General features: G+C 64.0%; 23 protein-coding genes. 7 read left to right on the top strand and 16 right to left on the bottom strand.

What is annotated here, in order from left to right; translation table 11 throughout:
• Nucleotides 1-74: 74 nt before the first annotated feature.
• The 7 genes from V1280_RS01365 to V1280_RS01335 form a co-directional block, all read right to left on the bottom strand.
• Nucleotides 75-572: a hypothetical protein gene (locus tag V1280_RS01365; protein WP_334518297.1), complete on the bottom strand. Its 498-nt coding sequence runs from the start codon at nucleotides 570-572 to the stop codon at nucleotides 75-77.
• Nucleotides 573-657: 85 nt separating this feature from the next.
• A complete protein-coding gene (locus tag V1280_RS01360) occupies nucleotides 658-1,104 on the bottom strand; it encodes a MaoC family dehydratase (protein ID WP_334518295.1) in 447 nt (148 codons plus the stop codon).
• A 393-nt stretch (nucleotides 1,105-1,497) separates the two neighbouring features.
• Nucleotides 1,498-1,920 carry a hypothetical protein gene (locus V1280_RS01355; protein ID WP_334518294.1) on the bottom strand — a complete coding sequence of 141 codons (423 nt, stop codon included), beginning with the start codon at nucleotides 1,918-1,920 and terminating at the stop codon, nucleotides 1,498-1,500.
• Between the two features lie 12 nt (nucleotides 1,921-1,932).
• Complete coding sequence (locus tag V1280_RS01350; RefSeq protein WP_334518292.1) at nucleotides 1,933-2,154, bottom strand: hypothetical protein; 222 nt, start codon at nucleotides 2,152-2,154, stop codon at nucleotides 1,933-1,935.
• Nucleotides 2,155-2,265: 111 nt separating this feature from the next.
• Nucleotides 2,266-3,084, bottom strand: a complete 819-nt coding sequence (locus V1280_RS01345) for a lytic murein transglycosylase (protein ID WP_334518290.1) — start codon at nucleotides 3,082-3,084, stop codon at nucleotides 2,266-2,268.
• Nucleotides 3,085-3,213: 129 nt separating this feature from the next.
• Nucleotides 3,214-4,020, bottom strand: a complete 807-nt coding sequence (locus V1280_RS01340) for a shikimate dehydrogenase family protein (protein WP_334538109.1) — start codon at nucleotides 4,018-4,020, stop codon at nucleotides 3,214-3,216.
• A gap of 5 nt (nucleotides 4,021-4,025) precedes the next feature.
• Complete coding sequence (locus V1280_RS01335; protein ID WP_334518289.1) at nucleotides 4,026-5,858, bottom strand: flavin-containing monooxygenase; 1,833 nt, start codon at nucleotides 5,856-5,858, stop codon at nucleotides 4,026-4,028.
• Between the two features lie 191 nt (nucleotides 5,859-6,049).
• Between V1280_RS01335 and V1280_RS01330 the strand changes: the two genes are divergently transcribed.
• From V1280_RS01330 to V1280_RS01320, 3 genes are all read left to right on the top strand, one after another.
• Nucleotides 6,050-7,675: a long-chain fatty acid--CoA ligase gene (locus tag V1280_RS01330; protein WP_334518288.1), complete on the top strand. Its 1,626-nt coding sequence runs from the start codon at nucleotides 6,050-6,052 to the stop codon at nucleotides 7,673-7,675.
• Nucleotides 7,676-7,767: 92 nt separating this feature from the next.
• Nucleotides 7,768-8,886 carry a glycoside hydrolase family 172 protein gene (locus V1280_RS01325; protein ID WP_334518286.1) on the top strand — a complete coding sequence of 373 codons (1,119 nt, stop codon included), beginning with the start codon at nucleotides 7,768-7,770 and terminating at the stop codon, nucleotides 8,884-8,886.
• Nucleotides 8,887-8,909: 23 nt separating this feature from the next.
• Complete coding sequence (locus V1280_RS01320) at nucleotides 8,910-10,121, top strand: acyl-CoA dehydrogenase family protein (protein WP_334518284.1); 1,212 nt, start codon at nucleotides 8,910-8,912, stop codon at nucleotides 10,119-10,121.
• Nucleotides 10,122-10,764: 643 nt separating this feature from the next.
• Here V1280_RS01320 and V1280_RS01315 read toward each other — a convergent pair.
• The 4 genes from V1280_RS01315 to V1280_RS01300 are packed head-to-tail and all read right to left on the bottom strand — an operon-like array spanning nucleotide 10,765 to nucleotide 14,355.
• Complete coding sequence (locus tag V1280_RS01315) at nucleotides 10,765-11,631, bottom strand: HlyD family secretion protein (RefSeq protein ID WP_334518282.1); 867 nt, start codon at nucleotides 11,629-11,631, stop codon at nucleotides 10,765-10,767.
• Nucleotides 11,628-11,834 carry a DUF1656 domain-containing protein gene (locus V1280_RS01310; RefSeq protein WP_148749382.1) on the bottom strand — a complete coding sequence of 69 codons (207 nt, stop codon included), beginning with the start codon at nucleotides 11,832-11,834 and terminating at the stop codon, nucleotides 11,628-11,630. The genes V1280_RS01315 and V1280_RS01310 overlap by 4 nt, the downstream gene beginning before the upstream one ends.
• Nucleotides 11,831-13,882 carry an FUSC family protein gene (locus tag V1280_RS01305; protein ID WP_334518281.1) on the bottom strand — a complete coding sequence of 684 codons (2,052 nt, stop codon included), beginning with the start codon at nucleotides 13,880-13,882 and terminating at the stop codon, nucleotides 11,831-11,833. The genes V1280_RS01310 and V1280_RS01305 overlap by 4 nt, the downstream gene beginning before the upstream one ends.
• 2 nt (nucleotides 13,883-13,884) lie before the next feature.
• Nucleotides 13,885-14,355, bottom strand: a complete 471-nt coding sequence (locus V1280_RS01300) for a MarR family winged helix-turn-helix transcriptional regulator (RefSeq protein WP_334518280.1) — start codon at nucleotides 14,353-14,355, stop codon at nucleotides 13,885-13,887.
• Between the two features lie 90 nt (nucleotides 14,356-14,445).
• On the opposite strand from V1280_RS01300, the gene V1280_RS01295 reads away from it, so the two are divergent.
• A complete protein-coding gene (locus V1280_RS01295; protein ID WP_334518279.1) occupies nucleotides 14,446-15,672 on the top strand; it encodes an MFS transporter in 1,227 nt (408 codons plus the stop codon).
• Between the two features lie 10 nt (nucleotides 15,673-15,682).
• On the opposite strand, the gene V1280_RS01290 is transcribed toward V1280_RS01295, so the two are convergent.
• Nucleotides 15,683-16,603, bottom strand: a complete 921-nt coding sequence (locus V1280_RS01290; RefSeq protein ID WP_334518278.1) for an amino acid ABC transporter substrate-binding protein — start codon at nucleotides 16,601-16,603, stop codon at nucleotides 15,683-15,685.
• Nucleotides 16,604-16,807: 204 nt separating this feature from the next.
• Here V1280_RS01290 and V1280_RS01285 point away from each other — a divergent pair, with 204 nt between their 5' ends.
• The 3 genes from V1280_RS01285 (at nucleotide 16,808) to V1280_RS01275 (ending at nucleotide 19,744) form a co-directional block, all read left to right on the top strand.
• The gene (locus V1280_RS01285; protein ID WP_334518277.1) at nucleotides 16,808-18,043 is read left to right on the top strand and encodes an amidohydrolase family protein; all 1,236 of its coding nucleotides are present in this window, start codon (nucleotides 16,808-16,810) and stop codon (nucleotides 18,041-18,043) included.
• Nucleotides 18,044-18,062: 19 nt separating this feature from the next.
• Complete coding sequence (locus V1280_RS01280; protein ID WP_334518275.1) at nucleotides 18,063-19,268, top strand: amidohydrolase family protein; 1,206 nt, start codon at nucleotides 18,063-18,065, stop codon at nucleotides 19,266-19,268.
• A gap of 158 nt (nucleotides 19,269-19,426) precedes the next feature.
• Entirely contained in the window at nucleotides 19,427-19,744 is a 318-nt protein-coding gene (locus V1280_RS01275) for a hypothetical protein (RefSeq protein WP_334518274.1), read from the top strand.
• Between the two features lie 10 nt (nucleotides 19,745-19,754).
• Here V1280_RS01275 and V1280_RS01270 read toward each other — a convergent pair whose 3' ends face one another.
• From V1280_RS01270 to V1280_RS01255, 4 genes are read right to left on the bottom strand one after another with little or no spacing between them, the layout of a single operon-like run.
• Nucleotides 19,755-20,669, bottom strand: a complete 915-nt coding sequence (locus V1280_RS01270; RefSeq protein WP_442895099.1) for a DUF1932 domain-containing protein — start codon at nucleotides 20,667-20,669, stop codon at nucleotides 19,755-19,757.
• Complete coding sequence (locus tag V1280_RS01265) at nucleotides 20,669-21,538, bottom strand: ABC transporter substrate-binding protein (protein WP_334518273.1); 870 nt, start codon at nucleotides 21,536-21,538, stop codon at nucleotides 20,669-20,671. Before V1280_RS01265 ends, V1280_RS01270 begins: the two co-directional genes overlap by 1 nt.
• Before the next feature lie 23 nt (nucleotides 21,539-21,561).
• A complete protein-coding gene (locus tag V1280_RS01260; protein ID WP_334518271.1) occupies nucleotides 21,562-22,245 on the bottom strand; it encodes a 4-carboxy-4-hydroxy-2-oxoadipate aldolase/oxaloacetate decarboxylase in 684 nt (227 codons plus the stop codon).
• The gene (locus V1280_RS01255) at nucleotides 22,242-22,955 is read right to left on the bottom strand and encodes a PIG-L deacetylase family protein (protein WP_334518269.1); all 714 of its coding nucleotides are present in this window, start codon (nucleotides 22,953-22,955) and stop codon (nucleotides 22,242-22,244) included. The genes V1280_RS01260 and V1280_RS01255 overlap by 4 nt, the downstream gene beginning before the upstream one ends.
• Nucleotides 22,956-23,000: the final 45 nt, after the last annotated feature.

Below are 23,000 nucleotides of genomic sequence, written 5' to 3'. Positions count from 1 at the left end.
AGCGGGCTGTGTGCCGTGCATCACGCGCCCGCTCGCTGCTTGCCTAATCAACCGCGCCCGTGACGCGCGGCATCTTATTTCCGGTTCTCCTCGCAGAACTTCAGCGCAGCGAGCGCCTCGCCGGCGCGCGGAATCTGCATCTCGATGCTGTCGTCATCATCGTCCTCGAAATCGAGGGTGAGACGCTTGGCCTTCGACAGGCGGTCCATGATTGATTGATCGAACTCGAAGATGCCGCGCACGGTGGTCTTGTCCATGACCTCCCACTTCGCCTTCGACATGATGTCGGCGTCGTCGGTGCCGACGTCGGCTTTCAGGATCTCGCCGACCTTGTCCCACTCCCAGCCGTCATAGATCATCACGATCACGATGGCCTTGTCGGAATAGGTGATGACGATGACGTAGTCGCGGTTCTCATCGTCCTTGTCCTTGTAGCCGCGGCTGGCGTTGCAGTGGGTGTCTTGGGTGCGCTTCTCGATGGTCCAGTCACCGACCTTGGACTGTTGCGCGACCGCAGGGCCGGCACTCAAGGTGCCGGTCAGCAGCGCACCCGCAAGAAGGAACCGTTTCATGTCAGCCTCAAGCGTTTTCCCCTGCTCAAGCTGACCACCTCTTTCCGCAAGCCGCAAGGGCTTCAGCCGGCTCGACCCGGCCGCCCTACGCGCGCCGCGGCACGATCGCGATCGGGGTGAAGGTGTAAACCTCCTCGCCGTTCTGGTTGAGCATCGTCCATTTCACCAGCGCGATGCCTTGCGGCTTCGACTTCGACGGCGTCAGGCTCATGACCTCGCCGACCAGATGCAGGCGGTCATTCGGCCGCACCGGAATGGTCCAGCGCAGCCCGTCGACGCCGGCGCCGATCAGCGGATGCGGGCCGAACGGGCGGGTCTGGATCGCGAGGTTCATGGCGATCGCCGCGGTGTGCCATCCCGACGCAGCCAGGCCGTTGAACAGGGTCGCCTTGGCGGCCTCGTGGTCGAGATGCATCGGCTGCGGGTCGAACTCGGCGGCGAACCGCTTGATGTCGGCCTCGGTGACCTCGACCTCGGGGGATTTGAAACGCATGCCGACGGTGAGATCGTCGAACCAGGCGACCTGTGCCATGATTTTGCCTCGAAATGTGATGCGCCGCGCGCGATACGCACGGCCAAAGCGGTGGATCGGTAGCCGGATGTAGCGGTTTGCCCGCTCGCAGGCCAGCCCCGGGTTCCCCGCGAAACCCCTTTCCCAAATCGACGAAACACGCCTGAAACAGATGGCCGGTTATGTGGTTGTCAAAATCATACAGGGACGTGCGTCATGCAATTCTTCCTCGACCTGATCAGCGAATATGCCTGTTGCCAGCATCTCGTCGCCCAACCGCTTGGGGAGGACGAGCGATGATCGAGCTGATCTCAGCCCTGCTTGCCCTTTCCGCCATCGGCGTCTTCGCGGCGCATGCGGTGGATGCCTATCGCACCACGCACTTCTGAGCAGCGGTCCCAGCGTACGCGCCGGCTAGAACGGCCGCCGGTAAAAATGCTCGGAATGCGTTGCCGGTGGAAACCGGTTGGCGAGAGTGAGCGCACCCTTCTCGTCCGTCTCGAGCGCGATCTTCTGCGCCAGCATCACGTCGCCCGGCACGAGGAAGCCCGAGGGGACGAAGCACCACCCCATCGTTGCATTGCCGGAATCGTCGACCTCATGGACGTTGGCGGCGGTGCCGTAGTGAATGCGATAGCGCTTGCCGCTGTCGCAGCCGATGACGTCAAAATGCCGGTGCTGCTCGAATTGTGCGCGCTGCTCTTCAGACAGCCATTCGGACAACAGCCGCCGACCGCGCGCCTCGGGCGTGTTCTCGCCGAAGAAGCGCCGGTAGAGCTCGCGGAGCGCGTGCAGGCGCGCTCGCGCGGGCGCGCGAAGCCTGAAGACCGCGATCATGGGCCGTTCAGATCAACCGCCGACCAGGCGGGGATAGAACAGCGTTTCCCGCACGGTCGGGTCGAACGATTTGATACGCGTGACTTCGCCGGGCCCGGTCCGGTACGCGGCGGTAAAGCCCACGCCGGTCAATTCCCGAAAGCGTTGTTCGGCCCGCGCCAACGCTTCGGCATTTTCGGGATCAAACTCGTGGCGTGTATCGCCCGTCTGATCCATCACGATCTGGGTAGCCATGTTGAGTTCTCCTCATGCCCAGCCCCAAACTTGATCTAAGCAAACCTCGTGCCGTCGGTTCCTGAAAGCAACAACTTTCTCTGACAAACAGGTCACGCCTTGCGGAGCACCTCAGCGCGCCGCCGCCGCCCCGCCACCCCCGTCGATCTGCCGGCCCATCAGCGCGATGGCCTTCTGGTAGACGCCTGCCGCATTCCAGGCCTGGATGGCGGCGAAATTCGGCTCGCCCGGCTGGTAGCCGGCTCCCGCACGCCAGCCATTGGCCTTCAGGAAGTTCGCCGTCGAGCTCAGCGCGTTGGCGGCAACGTCGAGATTGCCGGTGCCATAGGCCAGAATGTTCTTGGGCATGAACTGGGTCTGGCCGACCTCGCCATGCATGGAGCCGCGGGTGGACCCCGACAGCGTACCGCGATCGACCAGCTTCAGCGCCGCATAGAGCTGCTCGGTGAAGAATTCGGGGCGGCGGCAGTCATAGGCCAGCGTCGCGATCGACGAGAGCATGTTCTGGTTGCCGCGCTGGCTGCCGAAACCGGTCTCCATGCCCCAGATCGCGATCAACGGCCCCGGCGGCACGCCGTACCGTTGCTCGATCGAGGCGAACATCGCCGCCTGCGACTGCTTCAGCGACCGGCCGCGCGCGACGATGGTGGTGGCGCCGCGCTTGGCCAGGAACTGGTCAAGCGACAGCGAAAAACTGTGCTGACTGCGATCGGCGCCGATGGTCGCGCTGGCATAATTGGTCTGCATCAGCGCCGAGATCGCGGTCTGACCAATGCCCTTGCCCTGCGCCTCCGCGCTGAACTCACGCTTCCAGGCCTCGTAACCGCCGGGTCCGTTGCCGCATTGCGCGGCATGGGCGGCGGGCATAAGGGACAACAGCAGCGCGGTCGCGCCGATCATCGCCGTCGCAACGGTCCTGCCCTTGGTCATTCCGTGGTCCCTTCCCTCGATTTTGCGCGACCGGCTCGCGCGCGGGCATGATCCTACGTCAGCCACGCCCGCTCAAGCCCCCGACCGATGCAATCAATGCAAGCATTGCGCTTGACATGACTCAAAGGCTTAGCGTCCGCCGTCGGTCCCGAGCAGGAAATCCACCATGATACTCTGGTGCTGCTGGTACATGTCGGTGCCGGTCGCGGTGACGCAGCCGAGCTTGCGCGCTTCTGCAATGAACGGCGAGATTTCAGGCTTGGTGATGACGCAGCCGCAATAGGCCGATGGCGCCAGCCGCGTGACATCGACCGGCAGCGGATCGCCGTCCTTCATCCCGGCGGGCGTGGCATTGGCGACGAAGTCAAAGCCTGCGGGATCGATCGTGCCTGCCCGCACGGACGCTTTGCCGAGCCCGCTGAGCCGGCCGATCAGCGCGTCGCGGCGCTCCGTCTCGCTGTCGTGAACGGCGAGCTCCCTGACGCCGGCCTCGACCAATGCGAGCGCGATGGCCGAGCCGGCACCACCCGCACCGACCAGCAGCGCCCGCATGCCGCGGGGATCGATCCCCTTCGCCCGCGCGGCGCCGACGAAGCCGAGACCATCCACCATGTCGCCATGCCACGAACCATCGGCCCGCCGGCGCATCAGGTTCACGGTGCCCAGGAAGTGCGCACGTTCCGTCGCGCTGGCGCAGGCCTGATAGCAGGCGAATTTGTGCGGGATGGTCGCGACGATGCCGTCCAGGTTCTTCAACCGGCTCGCCACCGCGAGGAAATCCGGCAGATCGGCGGTCGCAACCTGAACCGGAACGAGCATGCCGTCATGGCCACGGGCTGCGAACGCGGCCGATATCCCCGCAGGCGAACGCACCTGGGCGATGGGATCGCCGACGATGACGTAGAGCCGCGTCGCACCTGATGGCGCCGGGATCATGTCGCTCAAGCCGGAACCTCGGATGTCAATTCCAATCCGTCCAGATTGCCCTCCTTCCGCCATTTGGCGAGCAGCCGGAGGAACGCCATCGGCCCGCGCCAGTATTGGCTGTTGCGCGCCGCGATCGGATCGAACACGCCTTCATTGTTGTAGTAGCCGGGCGTGCATTCGGCGAGATAGGTCTGGCGGCCGACCGCGGCCTTGACGACCTCGTCGACCCAGGCATTCTCGGCCGCAAGCGTCGGCTCCAATGTCCTGACACCGCGCTTGCGCGCCTGATCGATGACATAGGCAATGTGCTGCGATTGCTCGTCGATGATGTGCGGAAAATTGGCGCTCTGGCCGGCCTGCACCGTTACGATCATGAAGCAGTTCGGAAAGCCGCGGCTGTAGAAGCCGTGCATCGTCTTGACGCCATCGCGCCAGCGCTCGGACAGGCTCACGCCGTCGCGGCCGTAGACCTCAAACCCCATGCGGCGCGCATAGTCGGTGCCGACCTCGAACCCGCTGGCGTAGATCAGGCAGTCGAGCTCGTAGGCCTTGCCATCGACGACGACCGCATGCTCCGTGATGCGCTCGACGCCCCTGCCTCCGGTGTCGACGAGATGCACATTGGGGCGATTGAACGTGTCGAGATATTCGTCGTGAAAGCACGGCCGCTTGCAGAACGCCTTGTACCAGGGTTTGAGCGCCGCTGCCGCCGCTTCGTCCTTCACCACGGCGTCGACGCGGGCCCGGATCTCCTCCATCTTGCGATAGTCGGCCTGCTCGATCACTTTCAGCGCCTCTTCCATCGAGGTCACGGGTTGCGGCTGACGACGCGGCGCCAGCAAAATCTCTCCGAGCAAGCCAGTCCAGCCGTCCTGCACCAGATCCTGCTCGAACGGCTCGCCCGAAATCACCGCAGTGAAATTATCCATCCGCTCGCGCTGCCAGCCGGGCTTCAGGCTTTCCGCCCAAGCACTATCCGTCGGCCGGTCGTCGCGCACGCCGATCGCTGAAGGCGTGCGCTGGAATACGTAAAGCTCCTTCGCCGAACGGCCGAGATGCGGCACGCATTGCACGGCGGTGGCGCCGGTGCCGATGATGCCGACGCGCTTGTCGGCAAGACCGTCGAGACCTCCCTCGGCGCTGCCGCCGGTGTAGGCATAGTCCCAGCGGCTGGTGTGGAAGCTGTGTCCCTCAAAACTCTTGATGCCGGGAATGCCCGGCAGCTTCGGCCGGCTCAACGGACCGCCAGCCAGGATCACAAAGCGCGCGCGGATGCGATCGCCGCGGTCGGTCTCGACCAGCCAGCGGCCCTCGCTCTCCTGCCACGCCATGCGCGAGATGACGGTCTGAAACAGCGCGCGCTCGTAAAGACCGAAGTGACGACCGATGCGGCGCGAATGTTCGTAGATCTCCGGCGCGCGCGCATATTTGCGCACCGGCATGTAGCCGGTCTCCTCCAGCAGCGGCAGATAGATGTAGCTCTCGGTGTCGCAGGCCGCACCGGGATAGCGATTCCAGTACCAGGTGCCGCCGAAATCGGCCGCCTTTTCCACGATGCGGAAATCGGTGATGCCGGCCGCGCGCAGACGCGCACCACACAGCAGGCCGCCGAAGCCGCCGCCAACGATGACGACCTCTATCTCTTCGCTGACGGGCTCACGCGCAAATCCGGCATCGGCCCAGGGATCGTCGAGATAGCGGGCAAAGCCTGCGGCCATCTCGACATACTGCGCCTTGCCTTCGGAGCGCAGACGCAGGTCGCGCTCGTCACGATAGCGCGCACGCAAGGCCTGAATATCGATGGTAGGTACGCCGGCTGCACCGGTCTTGTGTCTTTCCGCTGACATCGATTTCCTCCACGGCGGCCCGCTGCTTCGGCCTGCATCTCGCGCCAGTTAGCCCTGAAAAAGTGACGCACGCAATCACGTCCGCCGCTTTTTGCGTGTACGCGGCGCGGCGTTCCGCTACCTTGAATGCAAGCGCGAATGCGTCATGCAACGACAAGACTTTAAGAACGACATGGCTTTCGGAGGGGACAATGCAGGGATTGATGATGGACATGCCGCTGCTGATCAGTGGCCTGATCCAGTATGCGGCTGACTATCACGGCGAGGCGGAGATCGTCGCGCGCGAGATCGAAGGCGACATCCATCGCACCACCTATGCCGAGGCTCATCCGCGCATCAAGCGCATGGCGCTGGCGCTCAAGCGGCTCGGCATGAAGCAAGGCGATCGCGTCGGCACGCTGGCGTGGAATACGCATCGCCATTTCGAGATGTTCTACGCGGCGCCCGGCATGGGCTATGTGCTGCATACCGTCAATCCGCGACTGTTCCGCGAACAACTCGTCTACATCATCAACCACGCCGAAGACCGACTGCTGTTCGTCGACCGCGCGACGCTGCCAATCGTCGAGGCGATCGCGCCGCAGCTGAAGACGGTCGAAGCCTACGTGATCATGTCGTCGCGCGAACGCATGCCGGAGACGAAGCTTGCGAACGTGCATTGCTACGAGGAGCTTCTGGAGAAGGAGAGCGACGCCGGTTTCGCCTGGCCAGAGTTCGACGAAAAATCCGCCTCCACCATTTGCTACACCTCGGGCACGACGGGGAATCCTAAGGGCGTGATCTATTCGCACCGCGCCGCCCTGCTTCAGACCATGGTCTGCTCCGGCCTCGACTTCCTGCCGGGGCATATGGAAGGCGTGCGCGAGGTGATGATGCCGATGGCGCCGCTGTTCCACGGCAATGGCTGGAACATGCCGTTCACCGCGCCTTACACCGGCTCGAAGCTGGTGCTGCCCGGCCGCAATTACGAGCCCGACAAGCTCTACGAGCTGCTCGAAGGCGAGAAGGTGACGGTGTCGGCAGGCGTGCCGAGCTTCTGGCTGATCCTGCTCGACTGGCTGGGCCGCACCGGCAACAAATTCTCGACCCTGCGCGCAACACTGTCGTCGGGCTCGGCGCCCCCGCGCGCGATGATCGAAGAGCTCAAGCGCGACTACAACATCGATTATGTTCAGGCCTGGGGCATGACGGAAGCTCTCGGCTGCTCGATGCCGGGGTTGCGGCCCGGCTCGGAGCATCTCAGCGAAACCGAAAAATTCGACCGGCGCCAGGTGTCGGGCCGCGCCTGCTTCGGCACGACTTTGCGCATCGTCGACGACGGCGGCAGCGAGCTGCCACGCGACGGCAAGACCGTCGGCCATCTGCGCGCCCGCGGCCCCTGGGTCGCCTCCGGCTACATGAAGTTAGAGGAAGGCCTCGATCGCGACGGCTGGCTGATCACCGGCGACATGGCCGTGATCGACCAGCACGGCCATGTGACGCTCACCGACCGCTCCAAGGACGTGATCAAGTCGGGCGGCGAATGGATCTCCTCGATCCAGCTCGAGGACATCGCCCTGTCCTATCCCGACGTGCTGCAGGCCGCCGTGGTCGCCATTGCGCACGATAAATGGCAGGAGCGCCCCCTGCTCCTGGTCGTCCGCAAAAAAGGCGCGACCATCGACGGCAAGACCCTGCTCGACCATATGCGTCCCAGGATCGCGAGTTGGTGGCTGCCGGATGCCGTCGAATTCCTCGACGAATTCCCGATGACCGGCACCGGCAAGGTGCTCAAATCGGCCCTGCGCGAGAAGTTCAGAGGGTATCGCGTCGGGTAGTCTCGCCCCTCTCATTGCGCGGTCATCTTCATCTTTTGGTAGATTCGCCAGCGATATATCCGAGGCATCGCTAACCCCTCATCGAGGACATCATGGCGTTTTCCGGATTGGGCCTGCATCTCGGCAATCTGTCCCGCCTGTCGAACGCGCAGACGCGTTCGATCAGCCCCGAGAATTTCACCGGCGAAAAGGGCAAGGGCGGCATGTCCGTCGACGGGCCCGCGGCGCCTCAGGCCCGCGATCTCGGGCAAGGCTGGAAGGTATCTCCCTTTGTCGTCATCGAGCCCGGCGCGACGTTCACACTCGCCGACATCGAAGGCCACGGCGCCATCCAGCAGATCTGGATGACGCTGGCGCGCGGACGGCTGCGCCATTCGATCCTGCGGGTCTATTGGGACGGCCAGGAGCAGCCGAGCGTCGAATGCCCGGCCGGCGATTTCTTCGCCTGCGGATGGGAGGAGTTTGCGCAGGTGTCGTCGCTCGCCGTCTGCGTCAATCCGGGCCGCGCGTTCAACTGCTACTGGGAAATGCCATTCCGCAAGCGCGCGCGCTTCACAATGGAGAACCGCAGCGAGGAAGCGCTGACGGTCTACTACCAGATCAACTACACCTTGACCGAGGTGCCCGAGGACTGCGCCTATTTCCACGCGCAATTCCGTCGCACCAATCCGCTGCCCTACAAGGACGTCTACACCATCCTCGACGGCGTCAGCGGACGCGGCCAATATATCGGCACCTACATGGCCTGGGGCGTCAACAACAATGGCTGGTGGGGCGAAGGCGAGATCAAGTTCTTCATCGACGGCGACGGTGAATTCCCGACCATCTGCGGCACCGGAACCGAGGATTATTTCTGCGGCGCGTATAATTTCGATCCCTATGTGGCGCATTCCGGCCGCGGCGCCGTGCAGCAATCGCGCTACCAGGAATTCACGACGCCCTATGCCGGCCTGCCGCAGGTGATCCGTCCCGACGGCGTCTACAAATCGCAGCAGCGTTTTGGCATGTACCGCTGGCACATTCCCGACCCCATCCGCTTCCAGAGCGACCTTCGCGTCACCATCCAGGCGCTGGGCTGGCGAACGGGCCTCAAGGAGGCAAAATATCTCCCGCTGCAGGACGACATCGCTTCCGTGGCGTTCTGGTACCAGACGCTGCCGGCCGCACCGTTTCCCAAACTGGCCGACCCGGAATATCTCGAGATCGACTAGCCCGACGCCTGAGGAGGTCCAGCATGCTCTACCCGACGTCGCCAAAAGTCGTCGAGCTCAAGCGCAAGCTCGAGAGTTTCATGGACCGGCACATCTACCCGAACGAGGAGCGATTTTATCGCGAGGCGGAAGAGCTTGGGCCGTGGAAAATCTATCCAATCGTCGAGGAGCTGAAGCCGCTGGCGCGCGCCGAGGGTCTGTGGAACCTGTTCCTGCCGGAGTCGAGCCACGGCGCGGGCCTCACCAATCTCGAATACGCTCCGCTCTGCGAGGTCATGGGCCGCTCGCACTTGGCGCCGGAAGTATTCAACTGCTCGGCGCCCGATACCGGCAACATGGAGGTGCTGGAGCGCTACGGCTCTAAGGAGGACAAGGAGCGCTGGCTCGAGCCGCTGCTCGCAGGCGAAATCCGCTCCTGCTTCGCCATGACCGAGCCTGCGGTCGCCTCATCCGACGCGACCAACATCGAGAGCTCGATCGTGCGCGACGGCGACCATTACATCATCAACGGCCGCAAATGGTACACGACCAATGCGACCGACCCGCGCTGCAAGATCTGCATCTTCATGGGCAAGACCGATCCTGACAATGCCGACCGCCACAAGCAGCAGTCCATGATCCTGGTGCCGATGGACACGTCGGGCGTCGAGGTCAAGCGGCCCCTGCCCGTGTTCGGCTTCTACGGCGTGCCCGACCGCGCCTCCGAGGTAATCTTCACCAATGTGCGTGTGCCGAAGGAGAACATGCTGCTCGGCGAAGGCCGGGGTTTCGAGATCGCGCAGGGCCGCCTCGGCCCCGGCCGCATCCATCATTGCATGCGGCTGATCGGGCTTGCCGAACGCACGCTGGAAAAGATGTGCCGGCGCGTCCGCAGCCGTGTTGCCTTCGGCAAGCCTGTCTCGGAACAGACGGTGACGCAGGAGCGCATTGCCGAAGCCCGCATCATGATCGAGCAGGCCCGCCTGCTGACGCTGAACGCCGCCTACGCGATGGACACCGTCGGCAACAAGGTCGCGAAAGCCGAGATCGCGATGATCAAGGTCGCCGTGCCAAACATGGCCTGCCAGATCATCGACTGGGCGATCCAGGCCCATGGCGGCGGCGGCACATCGAACGACTTTGGACTGACTCAGGCCTACGCCACCGCACGCCTGCTGCGCCTCGCCGATGGGCCGGACGAGGTGCACAGAAACCAGATCGCGCGGTTCGAGCTGAAGAAATATTCGAATATCTAGGCAGACGTTGGCGCGCCAGTACTGGAGCCAGTGCAACAGGATCGGCGTCTAGTCGTCGCTTGGCGGCGATACATTCTGGCTCGAAATCGCCTCGAGCATCGCTCCGAAAATGATGATCGGCAGATAGAACGCAAGCATGATCGTATTCCTCCTGCTGTGACAAGCTTGGCCCGCAGGGCCAAGTTCCTCAAATTGACACTCGCCCCTTCGGAACATTTTCGGCGCTTACCGAGCTACCGACGAAAACGAGTCACAGGCAAATTCAAGAACGCATCGCGTCAATCGCATGGGCGATCAGAACGAGTGCGCTCGCGGCAATGAGAAACACGAACAACCAGCTCACGTCCGCCTCCGATCCCGGAAGTGAACGCGTTCATCCGTGCACAGTCAAAAACCATCGATCTGGAACCGCTATTCCGCGGCTCGCTGATGCTTCGCAGCAACAAGTGCATCTGCTGTCGGCACTATCGGCAGAACGCCAGAAGGAGCAACGCGCCGACGACGCAGGCTGCTAGGACTAAAAACCAAACGCCCATACAGTCCCCCGACTCATACACGCGAGTCAGGATTAGCCTTACGATCTGGCATTGAAACGTCTGTTGCCGGTTTTCCCCAGGCCAAGCGTGATCATCTGCTCGCTGGGTCAGTTCAACACCGCGACCGTCGCCGAACGCCCCGCAACCAGCGACATGCCATCCGGCACAGGATCCAGCGCGATGCGCACGGGCACGCGCTGGGCGAGCCGCACCCAGCTGAAGGTCGGGTTGACGTTGGCGAGCAGGCTCGCACCCTCGGCGCGGTCGCGGTCCTCGATGCCGGCGGCGATGCTCTCGACACGGCCGGTCAGCGTGACCTTCTCGCCCATCAGGCGGACCTTCACCTTGTCGCCGGTGCGGATGCGCGCGAGTTTCGTCTCTTCGAAATAGCCTTCCACATGCAGCGTGTCGCTGTCGACCAGCGCCATCACGCCTTTCCCGGCAGTGACGTAAGCGCCGGGCCGCAGATCCATGTTGGTGATCACGCCGTTCACGGAAGCCCGGACCTCGCTGCGATCGAGATTGAGCTGGGCGACCGCGCGGTCGGCAACCGCCGCATCGAACGCCGCCTTGGCCTGGAGCTGGGTCGCGAGCACCTGCTCCTGCTTCTGTTGCGAGACGGCATCGGTCGTCAGCGTGCTGTAGCGCTTCAGATCGGCATTGGCTTGATCCAGCGTGGCCTGATGACCCGCCACCGACGCGTCGGCCTGCCGCAGCGCCAGCCCGAACCGCTCGCGGTCGATCTTGAACAGCACATCGCCGCGATGGACTTTCTGGTTGTCCTTGACCAGCACGTCGGTGACGAAACCGGAGACGTCAGGCGCGACCTGCACCACATCGGCGCGCACACGGCCGTCACGCGTCCAGGGTGACTCCATGTAATAGACCCACAGCTCGCGGCCCACGCCGAGCGCCGCGAGGACCACGATGACGGTCACCACGAGCCGGCCAATCCAGGCCAGATTTCCTTTCATGAGAGATACTCCGAGAGATAGACGACGCCGCCGAGAAGGCAGACGAAAATCGCGAAATCGAACAGTGCGCGGTGCCAGACCAGCCGGTAGAGGTCGAAGCGCTGCATCAGCCGGCGCAGGAGCGCGCTCAGCACATAGGCGACGATGATCCAGAGCAGGAGCGCCGGCACGAGCACGCCATAGATGTCGATCACATACCTCATGCCGCCACACTCGCATCTGCGCGCGGCCGATAGGCCGGCGCGTCCGGGAACAGGCCGCGGCGGATGCCGACGAGGCCGATCAGGGCATCCTCGCGCGCGCTGTCATTGGGATCTTTCACCGCCTGGCCCAATGCCCGATCGACACTGGTCAAGAGTTCGCGCGGCATGCCCCCGCCCACATAGCTGCGGCAAGCAATGGCGAGCTGGTCGAGCATGTCGTCGATCACGGCGATGGTCGACGCCGCAAGTCCGTAACGGGCGCGGCGCAAATCGATGATGTTGATGCCAATGCGGAGCTGCACGAGGCTGTCGGCGTCGCGCCGGTCGCTCTCCGACAGGAAGGCGATGCGCTGCACCAGAAGCCCGAGACGATGCAGCATGAGGCCGGCGAACTCCGCACGGTCGCGTTTTCCCCGCCGTTCGGCGGCGACCGCGATCGTGATCCAGCTCGACAGCACCAGGCGATTGGCGATCCATTCGGCGCCAACACCGCGCGCAATCCGCGTCACGATCTCGGCGATCAGGACGCCGACGAAGAAGGCGACGGCGGAATTGGCGTAAGACGCGAAATCCGCGATGTAGGTCGATTGCAGGGCGAGCAGCGTCGCGGTGTTGGCCGCGAGCGCCATGCCGGTGCCCGCCGTTGCCGGCCGCGCGATCAGGAAGCCATAGAGCAGGAAGGTCGGCGCCAGCGCGACGACAAGGACCTCGATATGGGAGATCGCAGGCACCAGCGCGAACAGATAGATCGCGACCACCACGATGGCGACCAGCGACCACAGGCCGAAGCTGCGGATGAAGCGCGCGGGCTCGTCCTGGGCTGCAAAGAACGAGCAGGCCACCGCCGCCATCATCGGCGCCGAGGCGCCGTCGGGCCAGCCGGTGCCGATCCAGAACGCGCAGCATATCAGGATCGCCACGGCCGCACCGGCCGCCGACCACAGCGCGAGCCAGCGGTCCCGGTGTCGTACGGGCGCAGCACCAGCCTCGGAATGGAAAGCCAGATCGACGGTCGAAACGTTGCGGTTTTCGGCAATGGCCTCGGTCAGCACGCGGCAATCGCGCGAGAGATCGACGAGCTCACGCAGCCGCGACAGCAGGCTCGTGATGATGATCCGCTCCCAGGACGCGCTGTCATCGAGCACCGCCTGCCGCTCCGCGATCATGGCGCGAATCCGCTCGGCCGGTTGCCGTGCGCCGACGTCGCTGACGATCCATTGCGCAAGATCCTCCAGAATCTGCTTCAGCTCGGGTTGCCGCCGCAGAGCCTCCTCCCCTAACGCTGCCAGCCGATCCTCGAGCGAGGCGATCACCGGCAGTAGCATCAGCATGCGCATCCGGATTTCGCCGAGGCCGGTCACCGCATTGCGATCGGTCAGTTGGTCATAGGCAAGATGGGTGGACAGCGTGTCGATTTCGACGATATCGGTCGCGAGCTTGAGGCGCTTGCCGCGGCGGGTGTCGTTGGTGCCGTCGCGCAGCAGCACGACGTTGCTGAGACCGCGCGCATCCGACAGCCAGCTGTCGACGCGGTGGGCCACGGCCGGCGCGACACTGCGCGGAAACACGATGGTGGAGACCAGGCTGGCGCAGATGATGCCGAGCGAGATCTCCTCGAGCCTGGCCACCGCGGTATCGAAGATCGCACCGGGCTCGGACACCGAGGGAAAGCCGATCAGCGCGACTGTATACCCCGCCAGCATGAAGACGTAGCTGCGCGGGGTGCCGTCGAGCAGCGAGAGATACAGGCAGAACCCGACCCAAAGCGCGATGGCGAGGCACAACAGTTCGGGCGCATTGATCAGGTTCGGCACCAGCGCCACCGTCATGGTCGCGCCGACGAGCGTGCCCATGACGCGGAAGAAGGCCTTCGAGCTGGTCGCGCCGGCGAGCGGCTGCGAGGTGATGTAGACGGTCGCCATCGCCCAATAGGGCCGCGGCAGGTCCATCGCGAGCGCAATGACCAGCGCCAGCATCGACGCGGCAAACGTCTTCAAAGCGAAAATGAGATCCGCATGGCGGACCAGGAACGGCTCTTCCGCGCGCATGATTATTTCGCCTCTGGAAACGCCTTTGCCTCAAGCAGGCTGGCCCGCCGCTCGATGCGCTGGAGCGTCTCGAAAGTTATCGCAAGTTCCTCTGGCGCGATATCCTTCAGCAGGCTCGCCCGTACACGCCGCAAGATCCGGTTCGTCTCCTCGGCCTTAGCCTCGCCCGCCTTCGTCAGGTGGAGCGTTTTGGCACGCCGGTCGGTCGGATCCTCGCGGCGCTCCACCAGGCCCTCGGCCTGGAGCAGGTCGATCAGCCGCACCAGCGACGGCCCCTCGATGCCGAGCTCGTCGGCAAGCACGCCCTGGCGGACGTTCTCGCCCTGCCGCGACAGCACCAGCAGCGGGATCGCGGTGGCAAAGGACAGGCCATGATCGGACAGCGCCTGATCCGACTCGCGCCGCCAGATGCGGGCCAGGCGCGTGATGAGCCGGCCGATTTCGCCGTGGATATGAGCTTGCGAGGGTGCCATGCAAATTAGATAGGACACAAACTATTAGGCTACAACTATATATCCTGCATAGCTCGATTGATCACGAAAAAGCGAGCGAGGCAACGCAATATGGGCCCCGGTTCCACGACAGAGGCGCAGGAGGCGATGGCGGGCGACAGCACGTTGACGCTGGTCCCGACCTTCGTCGTCGTGGCCGTGGATGCCACGGGGATGGGAATCATCCTGCCCCTGCTGCCGTTCTATTCGCAGCGGCTCGGCGCCACACCGTTCCTGATCGGTGCCTTGATCTCGGTCTATGCCGTCTGCCAGCTCATCGCCGGTCCCGTGGTCGGCATCCTCTCCGACCGCTACGGACGGCGCAAAGTGCTGGTCGTCAGCCAGGTCGGAACCCTGATCGGATTTGTCCTGCTCGCGCTGGCCGGCAATCTGACGCTGGTGTTTCTGGCGCGCATCATCGACGGCCTGACTTCCGGCAACATCTCAGTCGCACACGCCTATGCCGCCGAGCACAGCGCCCCCGCAACGCGCAAGCAGGCGCTCGGCATGACCAGCGGCGCGATTGGAACCGGACTGTTGCTGGGACCGGCGCTGTCGAGCTTCCTCGTCCATTACGGCCAGACCGCACCGGTGTGGGCCGCGGCCGCGCTCTCGCTGATCAGCATTCTCGCGACGATCGCCCTGCTTCCGCCTGATCATCCGGCGTCCGAGCCGCTCTACCAGCATCGCGTGCCCGAGCCGACGCTGGTGCGCAGCCTGTTCGGCATGCGCTACGCTTGGCGGCTGTTCGGCCTGCTGATCGTGTTCTTCTTCGTCAACTCGATGTTCCTGTCGCAGATCGGCCTGTTCCTGTCGGCGCGGTTCTCCTGGGACGGCCATCCCTTCGGCGCACGCGAGCTCGGCTGGATGTTCGCCTATGCCGGCTTCATCAACATGGTGGTCCAGGGACTTCTGATCACCCGCGCAAACCTCGTCGCCTCCGACCGCAGCATTGTCATGGCGGCGTTTGCCTGCATGGGCCTCGGATTTGTCGGGCTCTCAGCCGGTAGCAACATCAGCCTGCTTGCGCTCTATCTGACGCTGATCATCGTCGGCACCATGTTTGCCCGCAGCACGCTGACGGCGGAATTGTCGCGGTCGACCGCGATCAACCGGCAAGGCATGATCATGGGGCTCAATCAGTCGCTGATGTCGGGTGCGAATATCAGCGCCCCGCTCTTGAGCGGTGCGCTGATCGGCCATCGCCTGTTCGTGGTCTGGGCGCTCATCATGGCCGCGATTGCCGCCATTGGCGCAGCGCTGGCGGGCCAATTGCTCGACACGCCGCGAGCGCGCTAGCGCCCTCGCCTCACTTCACCAGATACACGTCCGGATCGGCGCTCGAGCTCGGCGACTTGAAGGCGGCCCGCAAGGCCTGCGACATTGGAACGTTGTAGTTGATCCCGTTCGGCGGGGTCGGCGATTCCAGCCACTTCCTGTAGAGCACCTCGATCTCCGGGCTTGCATAGAGCTCGGCGGTGGCGCGATCGGCCAGCGCCTTGAACGGCGCGTCGTCCCGCCGCAGCATGATCCCGAAGGGCTCGGCCTTCGCAAACGTCTCTTCGCTGATCATGAATAGGGCCGGCTCCTTCGAGCGCGCGATGGCGACCGCGAGTTGAACGTCGTCGAGCGCGTAGGCCTGCGCGCGGTCGGTCTCAAGCAGCAGGAACGCCTCGGCCTGATCCACGGCCGGCATGATTCTGATGCCGAGATTGCGCTCGGTATTGACCTTGGCAAGCTGGTTCAAATTGACCGAGCCTGCCACGGCCGTCACGGCCTTGCCCTTGAGATCGTCGATGGTGTTGATCTTGGCGGCCTTCTTGGCCGCGAATCGCGTCGCGCTGAGGAAATGCGTGTTGGTGAACGCAACCTGCTTCTGGCGGTCGGCATTGTTGGTGGTCGCCGAGCAATGCAGGTCGAGCGTGCCGTTCACCATCAACGGAATGCGGTTCGACGAGGTCACGGCGACAGTGTCGACGGCAATGTCGGGCATGCCGAGCTGCTTCTTCACGGCGTCGACGATCTTGAGGCAGATATCCATGGCGAAGCCGACCGGCTTCTGGTTGCCGTCGAGATAGCTGAACGGCACGGAGGCTTCCTGATAGCCCAGCGTGATCTTCCTGGTCTCCTTGACCTTCTGAAGCGTGCCCGACAGATCCTCAGCGGACGCTGCGCCGGCTAGACAAGTGACGGCCAAGAGAACAGCCGAGAGAACGGCGGGTAGACGCATCGGGGGCTCCTGAAAGCGGGTTGCGCCTCCATGCCGGGCGCAATCGAGGGGTTGATAGCCCAGCCGCCCGCCTGCCGCCAGACCAGCCCGCATCTATCAGCTATCACGGCTTTCGATATGGCGGCTCGGCCTTCGCCTCCGCTACATTGCTACACACAAGCAACCTCGCCGACTGCTATAAGTTCTCCAGCCAGATTCCCTGCCATGACCGTCCGGACCGCCTTCGACCTGATCTTCCGCAACGCCCTGTTGCGATCATCCGCCATACCCGTCGATATCGGCGTGACGGGCGGACGTATTGCGGCAATCGAACCCGGGCTGGCCTGCGAGGCCGTCGAGGTCGATGTCGGGGGACGGCTGGCTCTGCCCGGCTTCGTCGACACCCACATCCATCTCGACAAGGCCTGCCTGCTCGAGCGTTGCGGGCACATTCATGGCACGCTCAGTGATGCGATCCGCGCCGTCTCGGCCATGAAGCGGGATTTTGACGTCGACGACGTCTATGCGCGCGGCGCAAAAGTGCTCGAGCGCGCCATCGTGCACGGCACGACGCGGATGCGCACCCATGTCGAAATCGACCCGCGCATCGGCTTGCGCAGCTTCGAGGCGGTCAAGGCGCTCAAGCGCGATTACGCCTGGGCGATCGATCTGTCGCTTTGCGTCTTCCCGCAGGAGGGCCTGACCAACGATCCCGGAGCTGAGGAGCTGCTGGTCCAGGCCTTGCGCGACGGCGCCGAGGCGATCGGAGGCTGCCCATATACGGACACTGACCCGAATGCGCATCTCACGCGCATCTTCGACCTCGCCCAAGAATTCGACCTCGACGTCGATCTCCATCTCGACTTCGATCTCGATCCGTCCTGGTCGCATCTCGACGAGGTCTGCCGGCAGACCGCACTCCGCAACTACGGTGGTCGCGTCGCGATCGGGCATGCCACGAAACTCTCGGCCTTGCCGCCGGAGCGGCTGAAGGCGGCCACCGCGCAATTGGCGAAGACCGGAATCGCCGTCACCGTGCTGCCCGCGACCGATCTCTATCTGATGGGACGCGACGCCACCCACAACGCGCCGCGCGGGCTGACGCTCGCGCACAAGCTCGCCGCCGACGGCATCGTCTGCTCGGTCGCGACCAACAACGTGCTCAATCCCTTCACGCCGTTCGGCGATGCCTCCCTGCTGCGGATGGCGAATTTCTACGCCAATGTCGCCCACGCCGCCGTCGGCGACTTCGACACCTGCCTTGATCTCGTCACCGAACTGCCGGCGCGACTGATGAACCTCGGGGATTACGGGATCGCGGTCGGAAAGCCCGCCGATCTCGTCGTGCTCGACACACAGGACAGCCGCTTCGCCATCGCCGAGTTGCCGGATGTTCTGATGGGCTTCAAGAACGGGCGGCAGACCTTTGAGCGGAAGCGGGCAACGCTGCTGAAGCCGTGAAAACCAACGGAGCAACCGGATGGCCTTCAACACAATCTTCCTGAACGCCCGCTTCGACGGCGGGGCTCGCCATCATATCGCCGTCAAGGACGGGCGCATCGCCGCGCTTCTGCCGGCTGACACGCCCACCGACGGTGCCGAAACGGTCAATCTCGGCAACGCCCTCGTCGTTCCCGGCTTCGTCGAAGGCCACATCCATCTCGATACCAGCTTCTATGGCGACGCCTGGCGTCCGCACAAGCCATGCACCAATGGATTCAATGTGCACGAACGCGTGGCCTTCCAGGCCCAGAACATGGCGGAGGCTGCGCCGATGGACGTGCGGGCGCGCAGCCAGCTCGATCTCTGCATCGGCCACGGCAGCACGCAGATGCGCAGCCACGTCATGGTCGATGGCTCGGTCGGCCTGAAATCGCTGGAGACGATTTTGCGCGTGCGCGAGGAATATCGCGACCTGATCGACATCCAGCTCGTGGCTTTCCCCCAGAGCGGCATTTTGGCCAGCCCGGGCACGCCACAATTGCTCGACGAAGCCATCGGGCTCGGCGCGAACCTCGTCGGCGGCCTCGATCCCGCGAGTTTCGATCGCGATGTCGAGAAGCATCTCGACGTGGTGTTCGGCGTCGCCAGCAAACACGGCGTCGACGTCGACATCCACCTGCACGACATGGGCACGCTTGGCGCCTTCGAGATCGAGCAGATCGCAGCGCGCACGCGGGCGCTCGGCATGGAGGGCCATGTCGCCATCAGCCACGCCTACGGGCTTGGCGATATTTCCGCAGATCAGCTCAAGACAGTCGCCGACACCCTCGCCCGCTCCGGCGTCGCGATCATGACGAATGCGCCGGGCGCCCGCGCCTTCCCGCCGATCCTTATCCTGCGCAATGCCGGCGTCACCGTGTTCAGCGGCAACGACAACATCCGTGATTCCTGGTGGCCCTATGGCGACGGCGACATGCTGCGCCGGGCGACGACGCTCGGCTATCGCTCGGGCTTCAACGTCGATGAGGAATTGCGTGTCGCATTCGATGTCGTCACCGAGGCCGGCGCCAAAGCGCTGCGGCTCGAAGGCTACGGCCTTCGCGTCGGCGCCAAGGCGGATTTCGTGACGCTGAATGCGGAACACGTTCCCGAGGCCGTCGTCGCGGTGCCGCAGGGCCGCGCCGTTTACAAGGCAGGTATGCTCGTCGCGTCTAACGGTGCGATTGTCGGGAAAAATCGCTGATCATCGTACCTTTCCGACCCGATTTTACCGCCAATTCTCCGCCGAATCCGAGCCCGGTAGAATCCCGGACCGTAGCCCAACGCATTGCGAGAAAGACAGCACTAACCATACTGGGGCATGCGCACTGACCGTCTGCGTTCGTTGGGGAAGTTATGGATATGTTCAGCGCATTCAGCAGCATTGATTATCAATCCATCCGGGCGGGCACGCCCGCCGAGACGGCCGTCAAGCGATTGAATGGCATCGGCGAAGTGCTGTCCGGCCTCGATATCTCGGCAATCCACTCGCAGGACGACATGGCCCGCGCGCTGTGGACGCTCGATACCGCCGACAAGTGCATCCGCATGATCCTGACCGAGTTCAGGACCGAGCGCACCAAGGACGTCGCCCACAACGCCAAGAGCCTGATCGATTTGATCGAGGCCGCGCGCGACGAAATCGCCGGCTATCGCGACGGCGGCAGGATCCTCAGTTGAGCGCTCGCGCTCAGCGCTTGATCTTCGCCAGAATACGATCCGCCTCGGTGCGCCAGTCCGCGCTACGGGCGAACTCTTTCGTTCCCTTGGTACCGAACAGGCCCTCGTCGGCGAGATCGGCGACCCAGGCCTGACGCTCGGCCGTACCCTGCGCCGACCACGGCGTCAGCCCCGCCTCACGCACGGTCTCGGCGACCTCGCGCACCTCTTCGGCACGACGGCGGCCGTGCTCGATCACGCGCTGGAAGAAATAGGCGCCCTGCTTTTCCCAATTGATCGCGGGAAAGGTTTCCGTGAGCGACGCCAGCACCGCATCCTCGACGCCATAGGCGCGCGCGGTCGTAAAACTCTCGATGACCATGGCCTCGAGGCCCTTGATCATGATGCTGCGGCACATCTTCACGGCCGAGGAGACGCCGAGCTTGTCGCTGGCAACCTTGGCCGCGAAGCCGATTGCATTCAGCAGCGGCTCCAGCTCCTTCGCGCCGGGACCGCCGAGCAGCAGCGGCACCTTGATTCGATAAGGCGGCACCGAGGTCATGACGGCGCCTTCGACATAGCGCCCCGCGGCCCCGTCGATCAACGCCGCCGCGCGCTGCTTGGCGCCCGGCGAGGCCGAGTTGAAGTCGAGAAACCAGGTGCCCTGGTTGATCGCCGCCGCGCAGGCCCTTGCGACCGGGACGGCCTGGCTCGCCGTGACGGCAGAAATGATGAAATCGGACTTTGCAGTCAGCTCGGCATGAGAGGCCGCGAGCATCACGCCAAACTTCGCCGCATGCTCCTTCAGCGCCGCAGCCTGATCGCCCTCGAGCTTGATGTCATAGGCGGCGACCTTGATGTCCTGCTGGCGCAAATCCTCGGCCAGGATCCGGCCTACCTCGCCATAGCCCACCAGCCCGATCTGCCAGCGCTTCGGATCAGCCATCAGTTCAATCCTCGTGTCGTCGCGTCGAAGAGATCCTCGATCGCATAGCGGCGCGGGATCAGCCCCTGCTGGAATGCGTAGTCGACGATCAGCTCCAGCGGTTTTCGGTTCGCCTCGATCCCGAACGGGACGAAATCGGGCGTTGCCGCGGGCCCCACCTGCGCCTTGTTCCGCATGAGCAGATCATAGACGCCCACGACCATTTCGGGGCGCGATTTTGCAAGTTGCTCTGTCACGACCACGAGATGATTGACCGGCACCACGCCACGACGCGCATACCATTTGGCCGCTTCCGCCGCCGGATCGGGGAACAGCGACTTCAGCTTGGGATTATCGGAGGTCTCGCCGAGAACGGCGTCGACTTCGCCGTCGAGCAGCATCTGCAGCACCTTCTTGTCCTTCGGCGCGCGCTCGGTGGTGTCGGCATATTCCGCGACATGCGGATCCTCGAATGTGACCCAGCGGATCTTGTCGAGATTGACGCCATAGTCGTTGGCGAGGATGCCTCTGATCCAGGCGCCGGTCGTCGTCGTGAACGAGCGGATGCCGACGCGCTTGCCTTCGAGATCAGACGGTCCGAGCGTCCCCTGCGCGGGATTATAGAGCGCATGAGTATGCTGGAAGCGGCCCATCATGGTCGCCGGCAACAGCACCAGCGGCTTGCCGTGCGCCTTCGCCATCAAATAGGTGACGATCGCCATCTCGCAGACGTCAAACGCCTGCTCGCGCACCATCGGCTTGAACGCCGCGTTGGTCGGCGTGTACTCGATGAAGTCGAGGTCGAACAGGTCGGAGCGGAGCTCGCCGCTCTTCACCGCCTTGACGTGAGGGTGACTGCCGAGCACGGCCTTGAGTTTGAGACGATCCATCGTGCGCTCCGCTTTTCTTCGCCTTAGACGTCCTCGGGATTGTCGACGTAGACGAGCCCCGCCTTCGCCAGCGCCTCGCGCATGCTGTACATGTCGAGACCGAGCTCGCCCGAGGCGAGACGCTTGCGCTTGCCGCCTTCGTCCGCATTGCGCTTCTTCGCCTTCTCGGCGACCTCGGCCGCATAGCGCTTCGGCACCACGACGACGCCGTCGTCATCGGCGACGACGATGTCACCGGGATCGACGTTGACGCCGGCGCAGACGACGGGGACGTTGACCGAGCCGAGCGTGGCCTTGACGGTGCCCTTGGCCGAGACCGCGCGCGACCATACGGGAAAATTCATCTCGTGCAGTGCTTTGACGTCGCGGCAGCCGGCATCGATGATCAGCCCCTGCACGCCACGTGCCTGCAGCGAGGTCGCCAGCAGCTCGCCGAACATGCCATCGGTATTGTCGGTGGTGCAGCCGACGACGAGGATATCGCCCTTCCTACACTGCTCGACCGCGACATGGATCATCCAGTTGTCGCCGGGCTGCGCCAGCACGGTGACGGCGGGACCCGCGATCGACGCGCCCGCCCAGACAGGTCGCAAGTAGGACTTCATCAGGCCGAGGCGGCCATAAGCTTCGTGGACGGTCGAGACGCCATACTCCGCCATGCCGGCGGGATCGGCACGCTTGATGTTGCGAACGACGACGGGCTTCATGCCAGCACCTCCGCGACGGTCGGGAACAGCCGCTGATAGGCCTCGCCATAGGTCATGGGAATGCCGGTGTTGCGGCTGCCCTGGATGCCGCGGTTGAGCGCGACGCGCTCGTAATAGCCCCAGAGATGCTTTTGTGCGGCGAGGATCTGGAACGCCTCGTACTTCTCCTTCCAGACCTCGTCGATCTTGAGCAGCAAATCCGGCTTGTAATTGCACTGCTCGGGCTGGTGCGGCTCGAACAGGAACACCGGCGGCGCGGAGTATTTGTACTGCGCGCCGGGCTTGTGACCCATGGCCTGCGCGACCACGCGGGTCTCCTGGGCGAAATGCGCGGCGTTTGGGTGGTCGAAATTGTAGGGGTCTTCCAGCGCGTGGGTCAGCACGAAGCTCGGATTGAGCTCGCGATAGATGTCGACCATGCGATCGAAATGCGCCTCGGTCAGCTTCAGCGGATAGTCGCCGCAATCGAAGAACTCGATCTCCGCGCCGAGCAGCTTTGCCGCCCGCTCCGCCTCGTCCTTGCGGCCGGCCTTGACCGATTCCAGCGTCGCCCCCTTTTCCTTCCAGGCGAACTGGCTCTCGCCGCGCTCGCCAAAGGACATGCAGACGATCTTCATGCGATAGCCCTTCTTCGCATGCAGCGCGATGGCGCCGCCGGCGCGCCAGACGAAATCGCCGGGATGGGCGGTGACCACGAGACCTGTTTTCATGGGAGAACTCCCCTCTTTCGTTCGTCAACATCATAGGCTGCCTGC

The sequence above is a fragment of the Bradyrhizobium sp. AZCC 2230 genome (assembly GCF_036924495.1).
GTDB lineage: Bacteria > Pseudomonadota > Alphaproteobacteria > Rhizobiales > Xanthobacteraceae > Bradyrhizobium > Bradyrhizobium rifense.
This window is presented reverse-complemented; position numbering and strand designations above follow the sequence as displayed.